Consider the following 18,279-nt stretch of genomic DNA (forward strand, 5'->3'; position numbering starts at 1 on the left):
GGCCCGCCGGCGGCGTCCGGGCCATGATCGCGGCGATCCCACTGGAGGAGGCCCTCGTGAGCCACACGCCGCATGAACTGTCCGCCGAATTCCCCGACAAGGTGGCGGCCATCTCGCGCCTGAAGCAGACGGATGCGCATTTCGCGCGGCTCGCCGACCGCTATCACGAGGTGAACCGCGAAATTCACCGCATCGACAGCCAGCTGGCGCCGGCTGCCGACGAGGTCACCGAGACGCTGAAGAAGGAGCGCCTCGCGCTCATCGACCAGATCGCCGCGCTGCTGTCGAAAGCAGCGTGAGCGGTAGGGACCGTCAGAGCTGGCGGCGGCCGCGCGCCACCGCGCGGGCCAGCATGGCGGTCACCTCCGCCTCCGACCGGCGGAACGAGCCGGCATCGGTGGCGGTGACATTGACGACGACGGAGGGGCGGCCCGCCGCCCCGCCCCCGCCGGCGGCAACGCCGAGGCGGCCATCAGCAGTGCGGGCGAGCGGCATCACTGCCTCGGCGCCGCGCTCGCCCATGAGGCCGGTGCGTCCGCCGGCCAGCGGGAAATAGGTCGGCGCCGCGACGACGCCGCCGCGCGCCATGGGTGTCAGGCCCGAGAGCAGCCCGGCCTCGGCCGTGATGCCGTCCCCAAGTCCGCGGAACCCCAGCATCAGGTCCTGGAAGCCGGAGAAGAGCCCATCGGTGATGGGGCGGATTGCCGCGCGCAGGGCCATGGCCGAGAGCTGCTGGCCGAGCGACTGGACGACCGTGCCGAGATCCTGGCCCTTCACCACCGCATTGGCGAAGGCGCGCGACATGGAGGCGCCGAAGCCGCGGGCGAGCTTGTCGGCCTCGCCGAGCTCGCGGCGGAACGCGGAGGTGTCGGCGGTGATCTCGACGGAGAGGGTGTCGACGGCGGTCATCGGGGGCTCCTCGGTTGCGTTGGTGGCTTGCCCCTCACCCTTCCCTCTCCCTGCGAGCGGGGAGAGGGGGCAACAGCGTCACGTTCCCCTGGCAGCGGCGGGGCCTGGCACGGCGGGATGAGGGACTCCAGGACGTCGTGGTCCCCTCTCCCCGCTCGCAGGGAGAGGGAAGGGTGAGGGGCAGATGGAGGTCCCGCCGCTTATCCATCCGGAAACGCCGCCATCAGTTGCTCCAGCCCCGCCCGGTCGAGCGGCGCGGCGACGCGGCCGAAGCGGCCTTCGAGCGCGGCGGCGAGTTCGCGCGGCGTCGCCTCCCAGAACACCCTGGGCGGCCAGAGGAGGACGCCACAGGCGAGCCGCATCACCTCGTCCCAGGGGAAGGGCTCGGGGCTTCGCCGAAAGGGTGCCCGGCGCCCTCCTCCGCCCCGCCGCCGAAGGTGACGGCGAGGAGTTGGGAGGCGATGCGGGCATAACCTGCCGCCCCGCCCTCCACATCCAGCGCCGCAACCTCGCGGTCGGTGATCGCCTCGCCGGCCCCGCGCAGGCCGGCGCCGAGGATGGCGGCGAGATCGCCGGCCGCGAGGCGTCCGGCCGAAAAGCGCTCGGCGAGATCGACGAGGTCGGAGGCCTCGAAATGCGCCTCGAGTTCGGCAAGGGCGCCGAGGGTGAGGACGAGGCGGCGGCGCGTGCCGCCGAGCTCGGCCTCGATTTCGCCGCGACGGGCATTGGCCATGGGAGTCTCCGTCAGGCTGCGGTGAAGGTGAGCGCCCCGGCGCTTTCCAGCGCCATGTCGTAGGTCACCTCGCCATTGTGGTTGCCGGCAAATTCCAGCGCGGTGATCTGGAAGGGCCCCGCGACCGTGCCGAAATCCGGCACGACGATCTGGAAGTCGCGCACCGCGCCGTCGAAGAAGACCTGGCGCATGAGGGCATCCGAGGCCTCGTCGCGGAACAGGCCGGAGCCGGAAACCGAGGCGCGCTTGACGCCGGTGCCGCCGAGCAGCTCGCGCCAGCGGCCGGCGCTCTCGGCATGGGTGACATCGACGGTCTCGGCATTGAAGCGCAGCTGGCGCGAGCGCAGGCCCGCGACGGTGATGAAGCCTGCGCCATCGGCGATCTTGACGAGCAGGTCCTTGCCTTTCTGGGCGGCCATGGGGATCTCCGGTGGTGGTTTTGGGGACGGACGGGGTGAACGGGTCGCCCCCTCACCCTTCCCTCTCCCCGCCGGGGAGAGGGGGACTTCGACGTCGCGCCATGTCCGGGCAGCGGGTGCCAGGGACAGCCGTTCTCGATGAAGCGGGACGCTGTTGCCCCCTCTCCCCGGCGGGGAGAGGGAAGGGTGAGGGGGCCGAGGAACGACCAGCCGAGCCCCCTCACCCCGGCTCGGTCACGGCCCGGAACCGCACGACGCCGTGCCAGGTGCGCCCGTCCGGCTCGCGGCGGATGTCGGCGGTGGCGAAGCGCAGGTTGACGAGCCTGAGCCCCTCCGGCGTCAGCGGCACCGCCTCCAGCGCGGCAACCAGCTCGCCGGCGACCAGATGCGCCTCGCTCTGCCCGCCCTGGCGCGACCAGACATGCAGCGTGATGGCATGTTCGTGGCCCACCCCATCGCCGGTGGACCAGTCGGTGGTGCGTGCCTCGCCCAGCGTCACATAGGGAAAGGTGGCGGCCCGCGGCGGTTCGTCCCAGACCTTCGGCCCGCCGAGGACGGCGACGAGCGGGGCATGGGCGAGGAGCCCGTCATGCAGCGCGCGCCGCAGCGCAAGCGAGGCGGGCGCGCTCATGCGAGGCCTCCGCGGATGCGGTCGGCGGCGGGGCCGAGCCGCGGCGTCGCGGGACGACCCAGCGCGCCATATTCCCGGGCGAAGGCGTCCGCCGCCGGATCGACCAGCGCCAGCCCGCCATCGGCCCGGGGGACGAGGCGCAGCGGCGGGCCCTCATTGGCGGCGGAGAGCTGGAAGCGGTCGGCGAGCCGCACGAGAAACGGCGTGGTCCAGCGCGGCAGGCGGCCGATTCCGGACAGGCCGCCATAGGCGACGGTGACGATGGGCTTCACGGCAGGACCTCCTCGGCGAGCAGGGTCAGGTAGGACCGCGCCGGCGTGTCCTCGCGGATGGCGCGGATGTCGAAGAGCCGCGCGCCCTTGCGCAGGCGGTGGGCGGCGGTGAGGCCGGCGAAGCGGCGGAGGGTGATGCGGTGGGTCAGCCGCTGGACGAGGCGCTCCTCGGCGAGGATCTCGGTGCCGCCGAGCGGCTCGATGAGGCCCCAGACGAGGCCGACCGTCTCGAAGGCGCGGGTGACGCCGCCGACGCCATCGGGCACCTCGTAGGGCGCCTCGACATAGAGCCGGTGGCGCAGGATGCCGGGATCGAGGCCCGTCTTCATGCGATCCTCCTCATGATGAAGGGCGCCACCAGGTCCTCGACCATGCGCGGGATGACCGCGACCTCATGGCCGACGGCGATGAGCGCGCGGTTCTCGAACCAGTGGGCGGTGAGCAGGCGCAGCGCCTGCAGCAGCGAGGGCGGCACGTCCTCGGCCGTGCCGAAGCCGGCGGTGACGTCGAGGGCGATGCCGGCGAGCGGGATGGCAGGCTGCGGCATGCTCCCCGCCCGCCAGGCGAGGCGCGGCGGGGCGGCGGTGCCGTCGAGCAGGAAGCGGTCCACGGCCAAGGCGACCGGGCCGCCCTCCCCCGCGACCGTCACCGCATCCAGCGAGAGGATCGGCCCGATGGGGAGCGTCAGCCGGCCGGTCGGCGGGAAGGCGTCGCGCAGGATGCGCCAGCCCTGGCGGAGGAACAGCCGGCCGGTCATGGCCTCGAGATGGGCGCGCGCCGCCGCGGCGGTCGAGAGGACGAGCGCGTCCTCCTCCACCCCGTCGAGACGCAGGAAGGCCTTGAGGTCGGCGAGGCCAAGCGGCTCGCCGGCCGGCGGTGCGGTCTGGATCAGGCTCATCGGGGCCTCGCATGAGGTTTGAGTGGCGGCACGCCGCCCGGCGGTTCACGACGCCGTGTCGCGGCGGGTGCGGGGCTCGGGTTGACAGGGCGGGCGGTGGCGGGGCCTTCTCGCCCTCACCCCGTTCGCTCACCCGTTCCCTGGGATTCAGAGGTTCACGTGCAGGCTTCCGCCCGGGCGCTCGCGGCGCTCGTTTGTCTCTCCCCCGCCCCGGCTTTCGCCGTCATCGGCGGGTCACCCGTCGGCGCCGGCGATCCGGCAGCCGCGGAAACGGTGATGATCACCGGCAACCAGGGCTTCTGCACCGGCGCCGTCATCGGCGATCGGCTGGTGCTGACCGCCGCCCATTGCGTCGACGGTGCCGGCCGCATCGCCGTGCTGGTCTTCGGCGCAGGGCGCCAGCCGCTGATCAACGAGGTCGTCGAGAGCCGCGTCCACCCGCAATACCGGCGGGCGGACTGGCAGGCGCGGCGCACGGCGGTGGACCTCGCGGTGGTCCGCACCGCGCAGCCCATCGGCCAGGGCCGCCGCGCCGCAGGCCTTGCCGGCGGCGGCCTGCCGACGCCCGGAACATCCATCCGCCTCGTCGGTTTCGGCCCGGCAGCGGAAGGCGACGGGCGCAGCGCCGGCACGCTGAGGGCAGCCGCCCTCACCGTCACCGGCCGTCCCTCGACCTATCAGGTGCGGCTCACCGGCCCCGGCCCTCAGGCGCTCGGCGCCTGCACCGGCGATTCCGGTGGTCCGGTCTATGCATCCGAAGCGGGGCGCCCGGTCGTATCGGGCATTGTCAGCTGGACGACGGGACGGGGCACTGCGCGTTGCGGCGCACTCACCGGCACCGTCCCCGTCGCCCCGCACCGTCGCTGGATCGAGGAAGCCGCTCGCGGCCTTGGAGGTTCCTGATGCCTGTCGTGTCCCCCGCACGATCTCTCGTTCTCGGCGCCATGGCTGCGGCCTTTGCGGCCGCGACGCCGGCCAATGCCATCATCGGCGGGCAGGCGGTGCCGCCGGGCGACGCCCTGGCCCGTTCCTCCGTGCTCATTGTCACCGGTGACGCCAATGGCTGCACCGGCACGCTGATCGGCCGACGCACCGTGCTGACCGCCGCCCATTGCGTGGCCGGCGCGCGGCTCGCCGTCGTCGCCTTCATCCGCCAGGGGCGCATCGTGGCGCTGACCCCCGTCGTGGCGGCCGCCGGCCATCCCGGCGTCAATGCCCAGGGCGGCCGCACCGCGCCCATCGACGTCGCCGTGCTGACCATGCGCGACCTTCCCCCAGCCGGCTTCGGCCCGGCGCCGATCGGCACGCGCGATCCCGCCCCCGGCAGCCGGGTCACCATTGCCGGCTTCGGCCGGCAGCAGCTCGACAACATGCGCAGCGCCGGCGAGCTGCGCCGCGTGGTGCTGCCCGTCCTCCAGCGCTCGCCCTCGGGCTACACCGCGCTCGGCGACCTGCAGCGGCTCTCGCGCGGCTTCGGCCCCTCGGCCTGCCAGGGCGATTCCGGTGGCCCCGCCATGGCCGGCGGCAGCGTGGTCGGCGTCGTCAGCCTCGTCTCCGGCCCGCCGGAGACGCGCGGCTGCGGCTCGCTGACGGTGGCCATGCCGGTGGTCGGCATCGCCGGCTGGATCCGCGGCGCCATGGCCAACGGCGAGGCGGTGGCCCCGCCGAACCCGGTGGTCGCGACCCTGCCGCCGCCCCGCGCGCCGGAGCGCCAGGGCCTGCCGCCCTGGGCGCGGCTGGATCGCGGCGGGAATTGAGGCAGGCTAGGCGGCTGACCGAGACGCCGGGGTGTGGAACGACATGCCCCACCCTCACCCTCCCCTCTGGCGAGGGGAGGGAGACTTTGGCCTCTCACAGCATCCTCAGCCGTTGAACCACGCCCGGCCGGCGCAATGGCTGCGGCTGGGCTTGGCTCAACGATTCCGAAGGATGCGGTCGGTCGTGGTCCCCTCCCCTCGCCAGAGGGGAGGGTCAGGGTGGGGCTTGGGCCAAAGCGCCGACGGTCGCCGAACGAAGCACACCCTTACCGTCATGGCCGGGCTTGTCCCGGCCATCCACGACTTGAACACCGCCCTTCGAGAATTCGTGGATGCCCGGCACAAGGCCGGGCATGACGCGGTGAGGGGCGCGGCAAAGCCTCATTCGCCGTGCCCCGGCAAAGCCCTTCCCGCGGCATGGCCCGCCGGGGCCGACCGTCAATCGTCCGGATCGTCCGCGGGCAGGCCGAAGCTCATCCGAAGCCGTCTCGACATCCGGAAACCATAGCCTTTCCGCCCGGCCATCGAGAGACGCCCTTCGGCGTGAGCCTCGCTGCCATGAAGATCCGCGCCGACCTTCTGCATGGCGAGATCGACGGCGTGTAACGCATCGATGCCATAGATCGTCTGCGTCACTGGACCCGCGGGCCAGCCGATCTCGTAGCGACAGCCCCAGCCCAGATGATCCTCCACCGGCCCATGCAGCGCCACCGGCACGGGCACCTCGCCCGCCTCCGTGCGCAGCGTCAGAACCCGCGTGCCGATCACCATGGCGACCTCCGGCGGATGGGCCGGGCCAAACCCTAGACCCGCCCGCCGGAGCCGATCAGTCCGGCCGATGCCGGATCACCCCGCCGCCACCTTCATCAGCTTGATGGCGTCGAAATCCGCCACCCCGCCGCCGACGCGCTTGGTCGTGTAGAACAGCACGTAGGGCTTGGCGGAATAGGGATCGCGCAGGATGCGCAGGCCCACCCGGTCGACCACCAGATAGCCGCGGCGGAAGTCGCCGAAGGCGATGGGCGTCGCGCCCGCCGCGATGTCCGGCATGTCCTCCGCCTCGGTGACGGGGAAGGTGAAGAGGCTCGCCTGCCCGCCCGCCTGGGCCGGCGGGGCCCAGACATAGGCGCCCGCCCCGTCCTTCATCTTGCGCAGCGCGCCTTGCGTCTTGCGGTTCATGACGAAGCGGCCGTTCTGGCGGTAGCCGGCTTTCAGCGCATAGACGAGGTCGAAGAGCACGTCGGCCGGGTCATCCTCGGGGAAGCCCGCCGCCGCGCCGCTGGCGACGGTGCCGATCTTGCCCCATTCCCAGGCGCTGTTGGCGACCAGCGTCTGGGTGAGGAAGCCGGTCGGCTTGTTGACGCCGTCGCCATGGACGAAGGCGGCGCCCTCCTGCTCGGCGAAGACGGTCTCGACCTCGCCGGCGATCCAGCTCTCGAGGTCCACCGCCGCATCGTCGATCAGCGACTGGGTCGCCGCCGGCATGGCGTAGAGCTCCATGGCGGGGAAGACCTGCTCGGCGAGGAGCGGCGCGTCGGTCTGGCTGCGGGCCGCGGTCTCGCCGACCCAGCCGGTGGCCGGGCCCGCCTTGGCGAAGGGGCGCTTGTAGATGGCGCCCGAGACCTGCCGGACGCCGGCAATGGCGCGGATCGGCGAGAGCGCCGAGAGCCGCTGCGTCACCGTCGTCTCGATCTCCGGCGGGGCGAGATAGCCGCCGTCCGGGCCGGAGCCGACGGAGAGCGAGCGGGTCTCGAGCGCGCGCAAGGCCCCGGTCTCGCCGGAGCGGATATAGGCCTCGAAGGCGGCCTTGTGCTCGCTGGCGCCGGCGCGGGCGTCACGACGTTCGGGGCTGAGCGCCGGCCGGCGGGCCTCCAGCACCAGGCGGTCGAGGCGGGCGAGCCGCTCGTCGAGCGCCCGGTCGAGGCGGGCGAGCTTCTCCTCGGTGACGACATCGGCGGCGCGCCGCTCGATCTCGGCGAGGCGGGTGTCATTGGCCTCCTTGAAGGTCTCGAACAGGCGCATGACCTCGTGGTGGGTCACCTGCGCCTCGTGGGGCAGCAAGGTCTTGGTCTCGGGCGACACATCGGCGTGGATCTCGGGCATGGGGTCCTCGGGGTTTGAGGGGGTGGAAACGCAAAAAGCCCCGCGCGATGGCGGGGCCCCAGACGGTTCGGGTGCGACGGCGGCGCCGCTCACCTCTCCCCGGCGGGGAGAGGTCGCCGAGCGATAGCGAGGCGGGTGAGGGGGAGAGCGCGGAGGAGCTCAGGCCCCCTCTCCCGGCCTGCGGCCGACCTCTCCCCGCCGGGGAGAGGTGGTGGTGGCGGCCTCACCGAAAGCGCTCCTGACCCTCAACCGTCATGCCCGGCCTTGTGCCGGGCATCCACGACTTCTCGTTTGACGGTACTGTTCAAGTCGTGGATGGCCGGGACAAGCCCGGCCATGACGCGGAGAGGGCTGCGCTTGACCTCTCCCCGCCGGAGAGAAGTGGGCGGTGGCGGCGGACCATAGGATGAGGGATCACGCCGCGACCCGCGTCACCCGCGCCCCGGCGAGGGCCGGGAAGGTGACGAGCGAGACCTCCCAGAGATCGACCTCCAGGAGCCGGCGGGGTCCGTCGCGGCGGCGGCGCTCGGCGCGCACCGCCTTGAAGCCGATGGAGAGCCCGTCCACCGCGCCGGCGGCGAGGAGGTCGAGCGCCTCGCGGCCCCGCGCCGTCGCGGTGACGAGGCGGTCGGTGACGCGAAGCCCCACCGGGTCCTCGGCGATACTCAGCCAGGTTCCGATGGGCTCGGCCGGATCGTGCTGCCAGAGCATCCGGACGCCCCCGGTGCCGCGGCGCAGCAGCGAGGCCGCGAAGGCGCCGCGCTCCACCACGTCGTTCTGGGCGTCGGGAATGCCGAAGAGCGAGGCATAGCCGGTGAAGATCCCGGTGGCCGGATCGAGCCGCGTCGGCGCGGCGGCGAAGCGGTGGAGCGCGGCGCTCATGGGCGCCTCCGCGGCAGGCGGACGACGGGCGCGCGAGCAAGGTCGAGGGCGCTGATCCGCCCTCCCCCGCCCCGCACCGGCGGCGGCCGGCTCTCCTCCAGCCGCGCAAGCGTCTCGACGAAGCGGCGGATCGGGTCGGTTTCGGGCACGGGGGTGCGCTCCGGCCGGAGCCGGTGGATGAGGCGGTCGATCATGGCAGGTCCCGCGGGCTGTGCCCTCCCGCGGGAGGGCGCTCACTGCTCGAGGAGCAGGGTGTTCTGGGCGAATTCGAAACGGCGGAGCCGCGACAGGTAGCTCATGCCGAGCAGGTTGGTGGACAGCGCCCCGGCGGGCAGCACCACCGCGTCGACGGAGGCGACGGAGAGGCCCTCCACCTCGAGGCGCGGAATGGTGACGCGCTTGCCGAGAACGCGGCCGTTGGCGGTCTGCATCGGCGCGTCCATGGTCATGCCCGGCCGGACGAGGCCGAGGTCGAGGCCCGTGCTCCAGGTCAGCGCGACGATGGTGGCGCCGGTGTCGACCATCACGTCGAAGGTGCGGCCGTCGAGGCGGGCGCGGGCGCGGTAATGGCCGTCGCGATCGGCATAGAGGCGCTTGGACGGATAGCCGCCATTGCCGCCGGCCGGCGTGGCGGCGGGCGTGACCGCGGCCGCCTGCTGCTGCGCGCGATGGCCGGAGGCGCCGAGCAGCGTCTCGAAGGCGTCGGGGCGCAGCACGGCGAGGCCGGCGATCGGCAGCATGAAGAGGAGGAAGGCTTTCGGCAGCATGGCGGCAGGCTCCGTGCGCGGCCATGCTGGCGGACGCGTCCTTGGCGAGGCGTTAAGGCGGCGGCGCCGCCTGTGGGCAGGGTGAAGGGGCGGTCAACGGCATTTGAGACAAATGGGGTCATTCGTCCTCGCGGGGGCTGCGGGCGCGGCCGGCGCGCTCGTTGAAGCGGGCGAGCTCGCGCACGAAGGCGTCGAAGCGGCGGTTGGCGGCGGCGAGCTCCTTCAGGGTCCAGACCAGCAGGCCGGTGGTGACCGCGGCCCACATGAACAGCGCCAGGGCGGCAATGTCGGCGCGCTCGATGAAGGCGCGGACGACGGGTTCGGCGCCCTGGGGGAGCATGGTGGTCCTTTCGGGGTGGGGGGGAGATGGCTGCTGGCCCCTCACCCTTCCCTCTCCCCGCGAGCGGGGAGAGGGGGACTTCGACGGCGAGCCTCATCGGTGACGCAGGTGCCAGGCAGGACCGTTGCCGAGAGGCCAAGACGCTGCCCCCACCTCTCCCCGGCGGGTAGAGGTCGACGAGCGCAGCGAGGCGGGAGAGGGGGAGCCTTTCGGGGACCATCGCCCCCTCTCCCGGCCTTCGGCCGACCTCTCCCCGCCGGGGAGAGGTGGATCCAGCGCCCCTGACAGCCGACGACGCTCCTCACACCCCCGGCTTCTGCCGCGGATAGCCAAGGGCCTCGCGCTTCTCGCCCTCCGACAGGACCCCCGCCGCGCCGATGCGCCGCCACAGGCTCTCGCGCTCGGCATGGAGCGCGCCGATGGCGTCCTCGTCGGGCGTCGCCTGAAGCGTTCCCTCCGGCACCAGCCAACCGGCGAGCGCGCCGACGATGCGGCGAGCGAGCGGCAGGGCGGTGTCGCGGTGGAAGGCGCGGTTGGCCTCCTGGTAGTTGGCATAAGTTGCATCGCCGGGAATGCCGAGCACGAGCGGCGGCACGCCGAAGGCGAGCGCGATCTCGCGGGCCGCGCCGTGCTTGGCCGCGATGAAATCCATGTCCTTCGGCGAGAGCGACAGCGCCTTCCAGTCGAGCCCGCCCTCGAGCAGCAGCGGCCGGCCGGCATTGCGCGCGCCGGAAAAGCCCTCCGCCAGCTCGGCCTTCAGCCGCTCGTACTGCTCCTCGGTGAGCGTGCCGTCGCCGCCCGAATAGACCAGAGCACCGGAGGGCCGCGCGGCATTGTCGAGCAGCGCCTTGGTCCAGGCGGTGGCGGCATTGTGGATGTCGATGGCGGCGGCTGCAGCTACCAGCGGGGCGAGGCCGAAATGGTCGTCGAAGGGGTGCGGCAGGGTGAGGTGGAGGATCGGCGGAACCGCGCCCTCCTGCACGAAGCGCAGCGACCGGCCGTCGAGCTCGTAGTCGTAGGCCGCAGGCCGCCCGTCGGCGCCGGGCACGAGGCGCATCCGGTCCGGGCGCAGGACGTGAAGCTCGCGCACCCGGCCCTCGACGCTCACCGCCTCCGCATAGGCATTGCCGGTGAGGAGGAGATGGGTCGCCAGCATCTCGGCGAGGGCAACGCGGTCCTGGGTCTCGTTCGGCCGCTCGATGAGCAGCGCGGCCGGGTGGGCGGAGGCATCCGTGCCGCCTTGCGTGAACTGGAAGGGGATCTCGGCCGCGGCGCGGGCGACGCGGGCGACGGCGCGGGCGGCGACCGGGTTCTTCGCCAGCGCCTCGCCATGGAAGCGCTTGGGCTCGGGCGCGGACCAGGCGGGCCGGCCGAGCGGCGACAGCGCGACGAGCGCGGCCGTGCGCGACCGCTTCGCCTCGGGGGCGCCGAGGAGACGGGAGAGGAAGGACATGGGGGGCTCCGCGAGGGGCGGGAGGAACACGGTGATGGGACAGTGGAGCGGGCGGAAGGCCCCACCCGCACCCTCCCCTCTGGCGAGGGGAGGGAGACCACGGCGGCGCGGGCGGTCGACGCCGTCGCGCCAGGCCCAACCCGCGGCCGGCATGGGAGTCGTCAGCGCGCGTGCTGCATCAGCGAGGCTATCGCGGTACGGCGGTGCCCGATCTCCCTCCCCTCGCCAGAGGGGAGGGTCGGGGTGGGGCATACCGAAAAAGGCGCAAACGGTTGGGCAGAAGCCGGGAGGTCTGTGCTCCCTGGCCCCTCACCCTTCCCTCTCCCCGCCGGGGAGAGGGGGCAACGGCGTCGCGCCGACGCATCGACCCGCTCCGCCTGGCACGCCGGGCGAGAACGGACGCGACGTCGAATTCCCCCTCTCTCCGCCTGCGGGGAGAGGGAAGGGTGAGGGGCGGAACAGCGCCCCGGTCCGAAACCGTCCCCTAAAGCCCCCTCACCCGCGCTTCGGCCCGTGGCCTGAGCGCCAGATGCGTCACCGCCCAGACCAGCGCATCGAGCCGGTCGGGGCTGCGGCCGTTGGACAGGCCATCGGGGCCGAAATCGGCCAGCTCGTCCTCCAGTGCCGGGAACCGCCCGGCATGCCGGACGCGCCCCTGCGCATAGAGGGCGGCGACCGGCTCGGCGCGCAGGTGCTTCGACCGCGCCGCCCGCACCGGCGTCACCGGCACGTCGGGCGCCACCTCGCCGATCACCGCCGCCACCATGTCGCCGCCCTGGTTGACCTCGACCACCAGGGCGTCGGCCTCGAGCCGGCGGAACAGCACCGCCGCCCTGCCCGCCCATTCGTGGGGCTTGAGCCCTTCGGCGCTCGCATCCGCCAGCACGAAGACCGTGCCCTCCGCGTCGATGCCGCAGGCGACGATGCCGCAGGCATCCGCGCCCTTGCGGTGCGAGGCGGGCGGGTCGACCGCCACCGCGATGCGCTTCAGGGCGGGCGCCACGGCCACGCGCTGGGCCTCGATGGCCTCGCGGGAGAACAGCGCGCCCTCGCGGTCGTCGATCAGCTCGCCGTCGAGTTCCTGCCGGCCGAGCCGCGTGCCGCCATAGCGCGCCATCAGCGCCTTGACGACGCCGGGGGCGAGATTGGCGGCATTGGCGGCCATGGCCGAGCGGGTGACGACCGTGTCGGGGTCGGCCAGCAGGCGGCGCATCAGCGGCGTCGCCCGCGGCGTAGTGGTGACGAGGGCGCGCGGTAGCGTGCCGAGGCGGAGCGCGAAGCTCAGCATGTCCCAGGTGGCCTCGGCCTGCACCCATTTGCCGGCCTCGTCGGCCCAGGCGGCATCGAATTGCGGGCCGCGCAGCGCCTCCGGATCCTCCGAGGAGAAACCGTGAGCGACAGCCCCGTTCGGCCAGACGAGCCGGCGACGGGAGGGCTCGAAGCGCGGCCGCTCGGCCGGAAAGCCGCAGGCGCGCAGCCCCGAGACACCCTCCACCATCACCTCGCGGACCTGGTCGATGGTCTCGCCGACCAGGGCGATGCGACCGCAGCGCGGCCCGAAATCATCGCGGCCATGGACGATGCCGTGGACCCATTCGGCCCCGGCGCGGGTCTTGCCGGCGCCGCGACCGCCGATGAAGGCCCAGATGCGCCAGCGGCCGCGCGGCGGCATCTGCTCGGGCCGGGCGAAGAGCGGCCAGGTGGCCCGCATCCGAATGATCTCCAGCGGGTCAACGCTGGCCACCCTCTCCGGGCTGGCGCGGAGCAAGTTGCGCCGCAAGCGCCTCAGCCCAGGCTTCGGCGTCCACAGGCGCGGCGACGGGCGGGGCATCGGCATCTCCGGCAGGATCGCGGGCGGCGGCCAGCGCCTTGCGGTCGAGGGCAGCGAGGCGGTCGAGGGCGGTAGCGAGCGCGCCGAGGCGGCGGGCGGCGGTCGATGACGTGCCACCCAGCGTAGCCTCCAGCGTGTCGATCTCGCGCTCGGCGGCGGCGAAGAGGCGGCGTACCAGGCGTGGCCGCTCCGGGCAGTCGGCAAGGCCCGGACAGGGCTTGCCGATATGGGAGGGCTCGGGCGGCGCGGTGCCCGCGACCCTGCCGCCGGCCGGTGGGGCGGCGGCAGCGGGCGCCGCACGGGACGCGGCGAGGGGCATGGGTGGACTGGACGTGTCGGGACGGGCCGACGCCGTTTCCGGCGCGGCGCGGTTGAGGCGAGCGGTCATGGCGGGCGGGTCCGGAACGGGAGGCCGGACCTCGCGAGGGAAGGCCCGGATACGACGACGCCCGGCGCGGGTTTCCCCGGCCGGGCGCAGTTTTCGAACATGGCGGAAACCTAGCCGAGCAGCGTCACGCTGTCAAGGCCTATTTTCCTAGGGATAGGGTCAAGCGCGGTCGACGACCTTCTTGATGCCGTCCTTGGCGTCGCCCTTGAGCTGCTGGCCTTCGCCCTTCAGCTCCTGCATCTTGCCCTTCGCCTGCAATTCCTTGTTGTCAATGGCCTTGCCGACGCCCTGCTTGACGTTGCCCATGGCCTCGTTGGCCATGCCCTTGATCTTGTCGGTGGTGCTGCTCATGGCGATTCTCCTCGTTGCGGGGGTGTCGCCTGAACAACCGATGGGCCTGGGAATGGTTCCCTCACGGGGTCGTGACCTCTGGGGATGCGGGGATGGGGATGGCTGGTCGGGCTCTCTCCCCCTCACCCTTCCCTCTCCCCGCTGGGGAGAGGGGGCAACAGCGTCCCGCTTCATGGGTGACGGTTGGGCCTGGCAGGGGTCTTCACGATCGGAGGGGCCCTGCCCCTCACCCTTCCCTCTCCCCGCCGGGGAGAGGGGGCAACAGCGTTCCGCTTCATGGGTGACGGTTGGGCCTGGCACTGGGCTCCCGACGATTTGGGACCCTCCCCCTCACCCTTCCCTCTCCCCGCTGGGGAGAGGGGGCGACAGCGTCGGGCATCATCGGCAACGGCTGGGCCTGGCATATCGACTTCGGCACACGCTGGACGTCACAGTCCCCCTCTCCCCAGCGGGGAGAGGGAAGGGTGAGGGGGCCGTTCAGCGCCCCTTCGACCCCGCCCTCACCCAAGCTTCACCGCCCGCAGCCTCAGCGCATTGCCGATGACGCTGACCGAGGAGAGCGACATGGCGGCAGCGGCGATCATCGGCGAGAGCAGGAGGCCGAAGGCGGGGTAGAGCAGCCCCGCCGCCACCGGAACGCCGAGGGCGTTGTAGGCGAAGGCGAAGACGAGGTTCTGGCGGATGTTCGCCATGGTCGCCTCCGACAGCCGCCGCGCCCGGACGAGGCCGAGGAGGTCGCCCTTCACCAGGGTGATGCCGGCGCTCTCCATGGCGACGTCGGTGCCGGTACCCATGGCGATGCCGACATCCGCCGCGGCGAGCGCGGGGGCATCGTTGACGCCGTCGCCGGCCATGGCGACGACGCGACCTTCAGACCGCCAGCGCGCCACCACATCGGCCTTGCCTTCGGGCAGCACGTCCGCCTCGACCGAGGAGATGCCGAGCTGGCGGGCGACGGCCTGAGCCGTGGTCCGGTTGTCACCGGTGAGCATGACGATGCGGATGCCCTCCTCGCGCAGCGCGGCCAGCGCCGCCGGGGTCGTCGCCTTGACCGGATCGGCAATGGCGATGATGCCGGCGACGCGGCCGTTGACGGCGAGGAAGACCACCGTCGCGCCGTCCTTGCGCAGCTCGTCGGCCAGCGCCGCGAGGGGCGATGCGTCCACCGACAGTTCGGCGAGGAAGGCAGCCGAGCCGAGCGTCACGCGCTTGCGCTCCACCATGCCGATCACGCCCTTGCCGGTGGGCGAATCAAAGCCGAGGACGCGCGGCACGGCGATGGCGCGGTGCTCGGCCTCGCGGACAATGGCCTCGGCCAGCGGATGTTCGGAGGGCTTCTCGATGGCGGCAGCGATGCGCAGCACCTCGTCCTCGGTGAAGCCCTCGGCCGGCACCACGGCGGTGACGGCGGGACGGCCTTCAGTCAGCGTGCCGGTCTTGTCGATGATGAGCGTGTCGATCTTCTCCAGCCGCTCCAGCGCCGCGGCGTCGCGGATGAGCACGCCGGCGGCCGCGCCGCGGCCGACGCCGACCATGATCGACATGGGCGTGGCGAGGCCGAGGGCGCAGGGGCAGGCGATGATCAGCACCGAGACCGCCGCGACCAAGGCGAAGGCGAGCTGCGGCGGCGGCCCGAAGATCGCCCAGACGGCGAAGGCGAGGACGGCGACCGCCAGGACGATCGGCACGAAATAGCCGGAGACCTGGTCGGCGAGACGCTGGATCGGCGCCCGCGACCGCTGGGCCGTGGCGACGAGCTGGACGATCTGCGCCAGCATCGTGTCGCGACCGACCTTGTCGGCAGCGATCACAAGGCCGCCGGAGCGGTTCAGCGTGCCGGCAATGGCGCGGTCGCCGGGCTCCTTGGTAACCGGCATGGATTCGCCGGTGACCATGCTCTCGTCGACGGCGCTGCGGCCCTCCTCCACCGTGCCGTCCACCGGCACCTTCTCGCCGGGGCGGATGCGCAGACGGTCGCCGACGGCGATCTCCTCCACCGGCACCTCGGCCTCGCTGCCGTCGGCGACGATGCGGCGGGCGGTCTTCGGCGCGAGGTCCAGCAGGGCTCGGATCGCCCCGGACGTCGCATCGCGCGCCCTCAGCTCCAGCACCTGTCCCAGCAGGACGAGCACGGTGATGACGGCGGCCGCCTCGAAATAGACGGCGACCTGGCCGTGATGGTCGCGGAAGGCGGCGGGGAAGAGCCCCGGCGCCAGGGTCGCGACGACGGAATAGGTCCAGGCGACGCCGGTGCCGATGGCGATCAGCGTGAACATGTTGAGGTGGCCGGTCTGGACCGACTGCCAGCCGCGGAGGAAGAAGGGCCAGCCGGCCCAGAGCACGACCGGGGTGGCGAGGGCGAATTGCACCCAGGGCGACCAGCCGTGGGGCAGCGGATCCCAGCCGAAGACGTGGGAGCCCATCTCCAGCACGAAGACCGGCAGGGCGAGCGCCAGGCCCGCCCAGAACCGGCGGGTCATGTCGATCAGCTCCTCGTTGGGGCCGGCATCGGCGGTGACCATCATCGGTTCCAGCGCCATGCCGCAGATCGGGCAGGAGCCGGGGCCGACCTGCACGATCTCGGGATGCATCGGGCAGGTGAACTCGGTGCCCTCCGGGACGGGTTCGGCGGCCGGGGCGCTCGCCGGGTCGAGGTAGCGGGCGGGGTCCTTGCGGAACTTCACGACGCAGCCTGCCGAGCAGAAATAGTGCTCGACGCCGTCGAGGGTGGTCTTGTGGGGCGTGGTGGCGGGATCGACCGTCATGCCGCAGACCGGATCGATCACCTGGCCGGCGGGAGCCGCGGGGTGGTGGTGGGCATGAGCATGGCCGGCATGAGCATGGCCGGCATGGGCATGGTCGTGACCGGCATGGTCATCATGCTTGCCACCGCAGCAGCTGCCGGTGGCTTTCGGCGCGCCGGGGCCGTGGTCGTGAGCCGCATGGTTGTGATCGGTCATGGCCGGTCTCCTTCACTCTTGCGGCGAGGTGTAATCCTTCCCATCATTGGAAGGTCAAGCGACGATCCGTCCTTGTGGGAGAACCCGCCGGACGCCGCATTGATCCAGCGCCAGAGCGAGGGAGAGCCTCCATGAACATCGGCCAGGCTGCGAGCGCCTCCGGCGTCTCGGCGAAGATGATCCGCTACTACGAGCAGATCGGCCTCCTGCCGGCCGCCGGGCGGCGGGAGAGCGGCTATCGCGACTACGGCCCGGAGGACGTGCACCGCCTCGGCTTCGTGCGGCGGGCCCGCGACCTCGGCTTCTCCATCGACCAGATCCGCTCGCTGCTGGCGCTGTGGAGCGATGCCGGCCGGTCCAATGCCGATGTCCGCGCCATCGCCCGCACCCACCTGAAGGAGATGGAGGAGCAGGCCAGGAAACTCCAGGACATGATCGGCACGCTGAAGGCGTTGGTCGGCTCCTGCGAGAAGGGCGCGCGGGCCACCTGCCCGATCATCGAGGAACTCGGCGACCACCAGCCGGCTCCTGCGGCGCCGGTGAAGGCGCGGCGACGGGCGGCGTGAGGGTCAGGCAGCGCGGACCGGCTCGATCCCCGACAGATCGGCAGCCTCGGACGCGACCCAGAGATCGTATTTCGTCTGCATGTTCATGAACCACTGGGGATCGACATCGAAGGCCTTGCCGAGGCGCAAGGCGATGGCGGCGGAGATGCCCTGCCGGCCGCGGGCGATCTCATTGATGCGGCTGCGCGGCACGCCGATGGCCTTGGCGAGGGCATAGACCGACAACCCCATGGGCTCGAGAAATTCCTCGCGCAGGACCTCGCCGGGATGAGGCATCGGAACGGTGCGGGCCATGGTTCGCCTCCTCAGTGATGAGAATTGTACCAGAAAACCGCACCGAGCTGACCCCAATGCCCCACCCTCACCCTCCCCTCTGGCGAGGGGAGGGAGACCGCTATGCCGCTCCACGTCCGGAGGCAGAGCGGCTCGCCCAGCCGTTCAAATGAAACGGCGATTGCGATGTTGATCGGGGGTGGGCCAGGTGAACGGTACCGGTTGATGCAGAACGCCATGGTCTCCCTCCCCTCGCCAGAGGGGAGGGTGAGGGTGGGGCTTGAAGGGCGGACGCCCTCCCCGCTCGCTCACCCCTCCTCGCCGAACCCCGCGCCGGGATTGCCCGGCTTCATCCGGACGAGGCGGGAATCCGCCACCGCGGCCTGCCGGTGCTTCACCGCCTCGCGGTAGGCGGGATCGCGGATCATGTCGATGAAGGCCTGGCCGGAGGGATATTCGGCGATGAAGGCGATGTCCCAGCGCTCGGCCTCGGGGCCGATCAGCATGAGGTCCGGCCGGCCCGACCAGACGATGCGGCCGCCGAGCCCGCGGAACACAGGCCCGCTCTCGCGGCCATAGGCGGCATAGGCCTCGCGGCCCGTGGCCTTGCGGCCGTCGGGATAAGTGGCCTCGGCCTTGAGGCTGACGAGGTTGAGCATGTGGACCGGCTCGTCACGCGGCAGGTCCTTGAACAGCGCGAACCGCTCCTTGGTGGGATCGACGTGACCGGTCTCGGTGTCGCTCAT

At 72.3% G+C, this 18,279-nt stretch carries 25 protein-coding genes; 4 read left to right on the plus strand and 21 right to left on the minus strand.

The features are described from left to right. Nucleotides 1-56: 56 nt before the first annotated feature. Nucleotides 57-299, plus strand: a complete 243-nt coding sequence (locus C8P69_RS04115; protein WP_108175492.1) for an HP1242/YdcH family protein — start codon at nucleotides 57-59, stop codon at nucleotides 297-299. A gap of 13 nt (nucleotides 300-312) precedes the next feature. Here C8P69_RS04115 and C8P69_RS04120 read toward each other — a convergent pair whose 3' ends face one another. The 8 genes from C8P69_RS04120 to C8P69_RS04155 form a co-directional block, all read right to left on the minus strand. After that, complete coding sequence (locus C8P69_RS04120; RefSeq protein ID WP_108174613.1) at nucleotides 313-909, minus strand: phage tail tape measure protein; 597 nt, start codon at nucleotides 907-909, stop codon at nucleotides 313-315. A gap of 200 nt (nucleotides 910-1,109) precedes the next feature. After that, entirely contained in the window at nucleotides 1,110-1,271 is a 162-nt protein-coding gene (locus C8P69_RS04125; RefSeq protein ID WP_108174614.1) for a phage tail assembly chaperone, read from the minus strand. Next, complete coding sequence (locus C8P69_RS04130; RefSeq protein ID WP_108174615.1) at nucleotides 1,271-1,642, minus strand: gene transfer agent family protein; 372 nt, start codon at nucleotides 1,640-1,642, stop codon at nucleotides 1,271-1,273. The genes C8P69_RS04125 and C8P69_RS04130 overlap by 1 nt, the downstream gene beginning before the upstream one ends. Before the next feature lie 11 nt (nucleotides 1,643-1,653). Continuing rightward, entirely contained in the window at nucleotides 1,654-2,061 is a 408-nt protein-coding gene (locus tag C8P69_RS04135; RefSeq protein ID WP_108174616.1) for a phage major tail protein, TP901-1 family, read from the minus strand. A gap of 220 nt (nucleotides 2,062-2,281) precedes the next feature. Next, nucleotides 2,282-2,692 carry a DUF3168 domain-containing protein gene (locus C8P69_RS04140; protein WP_108174617.1) on the minus strand — a complete coding sequence of 137 codons (411 nt, stop codon included), beginning with the start codon at nucleotides 2,690-2,692 and terminating at the stop codon, nucleotides 2,282-2,284. After that, nucleotides 2,689-2,964: a hypothetical protein gene (locus C8P69_RS04145; protein ID WP_108174618.1), complete on the minus strand. Its 276-nt coding sequence runs from the start codon at nucleotides 2,962-2,964 to the stop codon at nucleotides 2,689-2,691. The genes C8P69_RS04140 and C8P69_RS04145 overlap by 4 nt, the downstream gene beginning before the upstream one ends. After that, complete coding sequence (locus tag C8P69_RS04150) at nucleotides 2,961-3,293, minus strand: head-tail adaptor protein (RefSeq protein WP_108174619.1); 333 nt, start codon at nucleotides 3,291-3,293, stop codon at nucleotides 2,961-2,963. The genes C8P69_RS04145 and C8P69_RS04150 overlap by 4 nt, the downstream gene beginning before the upstream one ends. Further along, a complete protein-coding gene (locus C8P69_RS04155) occupies nucleotides 3,290-3,862 on the minus strand; it encodes a head-tail connector protein (protein WP_108174620.1) in 573 nt (190 codons plus the stop codon). The genes C8P69_RS04150 and C8P69_RS04155 overlap by 4 nt, the downstream gene beginning before the upstream one ends. A 159-nt stretch (nucleotides 3,863-4,021) precedes the next feature. Here C8P69_RS04155 and C8P69_RS04160 point away from each other — a divergent pair, with 159 nt between their 5' ends. Together C8P69_RS04160 and C8P69_RS04165 are read left to right on the plus strand one after the other, a co-directional pair. Continuing rightward, on the plus strand, nucleotides 4,022-4,765 hold the full coding sequence (locus tag C8P69_RS04160; protein WP_146167283.1) for a S1 family peptidase: 744 nt from the start codon (nucleotides 4,022-4,024) through the stop codon (nucleotides 4,763-4,765). Next, the gene (locus tag C8P69_RS04165) at nucleotides 4,765-5,619 is read left to right on the plus strand and encodes a trypsin-like serine protease (protein ID WP_108174622.1); all 855 of its coding nucleotides are present in this window, start codon (nucleotides 4,765-4,767) and stop codon (nucleotides 5,617-5,619) included. The genes C8P69_RS04160 and C8P69_RS04165 overlap by 1 nt, the downstream gene beginning before the upstream one ends. A 438-nt stretch (nucleotides 5,620-6,057) precedes the next feature. Here the strand turns inward: C8P69_RS04165 and C8P69_RS04170 are convergent, their stop codons facing one another. The 11 genes from C8P69_RS04170 to C8P69_RS04220 form a co-directional block, all read right to left on the minus strand. Continuing rightward, entirely contained in the window at nucleotides 6,058-6,390 is a 333-nt protein-coding gene (locus C8P69_RS04170; RefSeq protein ID WP_108174623.1) for a DUF6968 family protein, read from the minus strand. Nucleotides 6,391-6,465: 75 nt separating this feature from the next. Next, nucleotides 6,466-7,722: a phage major capsid protein gene (locus C8P69_RS04175; RefSeq protein WP_108174624.1), complete on the minus strand. Its 1,257-nt coding sequence runs from the start codon at nucleotides 7,720-7,722 to the stop codon at nucleotides 6,466-6,468. Between the two features lie 414 nt (nucleotides 7,723-8,136). Further along, nucleotides 8,137-8,604 carry an HK97 family phage prohead protease gene (locus C8P69_RS04180; protein WP_108174625.1) on the minus strand — a complete coding sequence of 156 codons (468 nt, stop codon included), beginning with the start codon at nucleotides 8,602-8,604 and terminating at the stop codon, nucleotides 8,137-8,139. Further along, entirely contained in the window at nucleotides 8,601-8,798 is a 198-nt protein-coding gene (locus tag C8P69_RS04185) for a hypothetical protein (protein WP_108174626.1), read from the minus strand. The genes C8P69_RS04180 and C8P69_RS04185 overlap by 4 nt, the downstream gene beginning before the upstream one ends. Nucleotides 8,799-8,837: 39 nt before the next feature. Further along, nucleotides 8,838-9,371 (minus strand): retropepsin-like aspartic protease family protein, encoded by a 534-nt coding sequence (locus tag C8P69_RS04190; RefSeq protein ID WP_108174627.1) that lies wholly within the window; start codon nucleotides 9,369-9,371, stop codon nucleotides 8,838-8,840. A 118-nt stretch (nucleotides 9,372-9,489) separates the two neighbouring features. After that, the gene (locus C8P69_RS04195) at nucleotides 9,490-9,711 is read right to left on the minus strand and encodes a hypothetical protein (RefSeq protein WP_108174628.1); all 222 of its coding nucleotides are present in this window, start codon (nucleotides 9,709-9,711) and stop codon (nucleotides 9,490-9,492) included. Between the two features lie 301 nt (nucleotides 9,712-10,012). Then, the gene (locus C8P69_RS04200) at nucleotides 10,013-11,164 is read right to left on the minus strand and encodes a phage portal protein (RefSeq protein WP_108174629.1); all 1,152 of its coding nucleotides are present in this window, start codon (nucleotides 11,162-11,164) and stop codon (nucleotides 10,013-10,015) included. A 484-nt stretch (nucleotides 11,165-11,648) separates the two neighbouring features. Beyond that, nucleotides 11,649-12,875 (minus strand): DNA-packaging protein, encoded by a 1,227-nt coding sequence (locus C8P69_RS04205; protein ID WP_420541382.1) that lies wholly within the window; start codon nucleotides 12,873-12,875, stop codon nucleotides 11,649-11,651. A 19-nt stretch (nucleotides 12,876-12,894) separates the two neighbouring features. After that, on the minus strand, nucleotides 12,895-13,383 hold the full coding sequence (locus C8P69_RS04210; RefSeq protein ID WP_108174631.1) for a hypothetical protein: 489 nt from the start codon (nucleotides 13,381-13,383) through the stop codon (nucleotides 12,895-12,897). Between the two features lie 159 nt (nucleotides 13,384-13,542). Next, entirely contained in the window at nucleotides 13,543-13,734 is a 192-nt protein-coding gene (locus C8P69_RS04215) for a CsbD family protein (RefSeq protein ID WP_108174632.1), read from the minus strand. 500 nt (nucleotides 13,735-14,234) lie between these two features. Beyond that, on the minus strand, nucleotides 14,235-16,694 hold the full coding sequence (locus tag C8P69_RS04220) for a heavy metal translocating P-type ATPase (RefSeq protein WP_108174633.1): 2,460 nt from the start codon (nucleotides 16,692-16,694) through the stop codon (nucleotides 14,235-14,237). A gap of 131 nt (nucleotides 16,695-16,825) precedes the next feature. On the opposite strand from C8P69_RS04220, the gene cueR reads away from it, so the two are divergent. Continuing rightward, complete coding sequence (gene cueR, locus C8P69_RS04225; RefSeq protein ID WP_108174634.1) at nucleotides 16,826-17,260, plus strand: Cu(I)-responsive transcriptional regulator; 435 nt, start codon at nucleotides 16,826-16,828, stop codon at nucleotides 17,258-17,260. Between the two features lie 3 nt (nucleotides 17,261-17,263). On the opposite strand, the gene C8P69_RS04230 is transcribed toward cueR, so the two are convergent. Continuing rightward, nucleotides 17,264-17,554, minus strand: a complete 291-nt coding sequence (locus C8P69_RS04230; RefSeq protein ID WP_108174635.1) for a HigA family addiction module antitoxin — start codon at nucleotides 17,552-17,554, stop codon at nucleotides 17,264-17,266. A 287-nt stretch (nucleotides 17,555-17,841) separates the two neighbouring features. Beyond that, nucleotides 17,842-18,279: a DUF1330 domain-containing protein gene (locus C8P69_RS04235; RefSeq protein ID WP_108174636.1), complete on the minus strand. Its 438-nt coding sequence runs from the start codon at nucleotides 18,277-18,279 to the stop codon at nucleotides 17,842-17,844.

Origin of the sequence: Phreatobacter oligotrophus (genome assembly GCF_003046185.1) — a bacterium.
GTDB classification, from domain to species: Bacteria; Pseudomonadota; Alphaproteobacteria; order Rhizobiales; family Phreatobacteraceae; genus Phreatobacter; species Phreatobacter oligotrophus.

What these genes read in the sequence shown, in the direction of transcription:
- C8P69_RS04180 (WP_108174625.1), bottom strand. Translation starts at nt 8,604, where the DNA reads ATGAGCGCCGCGCTCCACCGCTTCGCCGCCGCGCCGACGCGGCTCGAT.
- C8P69_RS04170 (WP_108174623.1), bottom strand. Translation starts at nt 6,390, where the DNA reads ATGGTGATCGGCACGCGGGTTCTGACGCTGCGCACGGAGGCGGGCGAG.
- C8P69_RS04135 (WP_108174616.1), bottom strand. Translation starts at nt 2,061, where the DNA reads ATGGCCGCCCAGAAAGGCAAGGACCTGCTCGTCAAGATCGCCGATGGC.
- C8P69_RS04195 (WP_108174628.1), bottom strand. Translation starts at nt 9,711, where the DNA reads ATGCTCCCCCAGGGCGCCGAACCCGTCGTCCGCGCCTTCATCGAGCGC.
- C8P69_RS04150 (WP_108174619.1), bottom strand. Translation starts at nt 3,293, where the DNA reads ATGAAGACGGGCCTCGATCCCGGCATCCTGCGCCACCGGCTCTATGTC.
- C8P69_RS04140 (WP_108174617.1), bottom strand. Translation starts at nt 2,692, where the DNA reads ATGAGCGCGCCCGCCTCGCTTGCGCTGCGGCGCGCGCTGCATGACGGG.
- C8P69_RS04235 (WP_108174636.1), bottom strand. Translation starts at nt 18,279, where the DNA reads ATGAGCGACACCGAGACCGGTCACGTCGATCCCACCAAGGAGCGGTTC.
- C8P69_RS04125 (WP_108174614.1), bottom strand. Translation starts at nt 1,271, where the DNA reads ATGCGGCTCGCCTGTGGCGTCCTCCTCTGGCCGCCCAGGGTGTTCTGG.
- C8P69_RS04200 (WP_108174629.1), bottom strand. Translation starts at nt 11,164, where the DNA reads ATGTCCTTCCTCTCCCGTCTCCTCGGCGCCCCCGAGGCGAAGCGGTCG.
- C8P69_RS04230 (WP_108174635.1), bottom strand. Translation starts at nt 17,554, where the DNA reads ATGGCCCGCACCGTTCCGATGCCTCATCCCGGCGAGGTCCTGCGCGAG.
- C8P69_RS04220 (WP_108174633.1), bottom strand. Translation starts at nt 16,694, where the DNA reads ATGACCGATCACAACCATGCGGCTCACGACCACGGCCCCGGCGCGCCG.
- C8P69_RS04155 (WP_108174620.1), bottom strand. Translation starts at nt 3,862, where the DNA reads ATGAGCCTGATCCAGACCGCACCGCCGGCCGGCGAGCCGCTTGGCCTC.
- C8P69_RS04190 (WP_108174627.1), bottom strand. Translation starts at nt 9,371, where the DNA reads ATGCTGCCGAAAGCCTTCCTCCTCTTCATGCTGCCGATCGCCGGCCTC.
- C8P69_RS04215 (WP_108174632.1), bottom strand. Translation starts at nt 13,734, where the DNA reads ATGAGCAGCACCACCGACAAGATCAAGGGCATGGCCAACGAGGCCATG.
- C8P69_RS04175 (WP_108174624.1), bottom strand. Translation starts at nt 7,722, where the DNA reads ATGCCCGAGATCCACGCCGATGTGTCGCCCGAGACCAAGACCTTGCTG.
- C8P69_RS04185 (WP_108174626.1), bottom strand. Translation starts at nt 8,798, where the DNA reads ATGATCGACCGCCTCATCCACCGGCTCCGGCCGGAGCGCACCCCCGTG.
- C8P69_RS04205 (WP_420541382.1), bottom strand. Translation starts at nt 12,875, where the DNA reads ATGCGGGCCACCTGGCCGCTCTTCGCCCGGCCCGAGCAGATGCCGCCG.
- C8P69_RS04210 (WP_108174631.1), bottom strand. Translation starts at nt 13,383, where the DNA reads ATGACCGCTCGCCTCAACCGCGCCGCGCCGGAAACGGCGTCGGCCCGT.
- C8P69_RS04120 (WP_108174613.1), bottom strand. Translation starts at nt 909, where the DNA reads ATGACCGCCGTCGACACCCTCTCCGTCGAGATCACCGCCGACACCTCC.
- C8P69_RS04130 (WP_108174615.1), bottom strand. Translation starts at nt 1,642, where the DNA reads ATGGCCAATGCCCGTCGCGGCGAAATCGAGGCCGAGCTCGGCGGCACG.
- C8P69_RS04165 (WP_108174622.1), top strand. Translation starts at nt 4,765, where the DNA reads ATGCCTGTCGTGTCCCCCGCACGATCTCTCGTTCTCGGCGCCATGGCT.
- cueR (WP_108174634.1), top strand. Translation starts at nt 16,826, where the DNA reads ATGAACATCGGCCAGGCTGCGAGCGCCTCCGGCGTCTCGGCGAAGATG.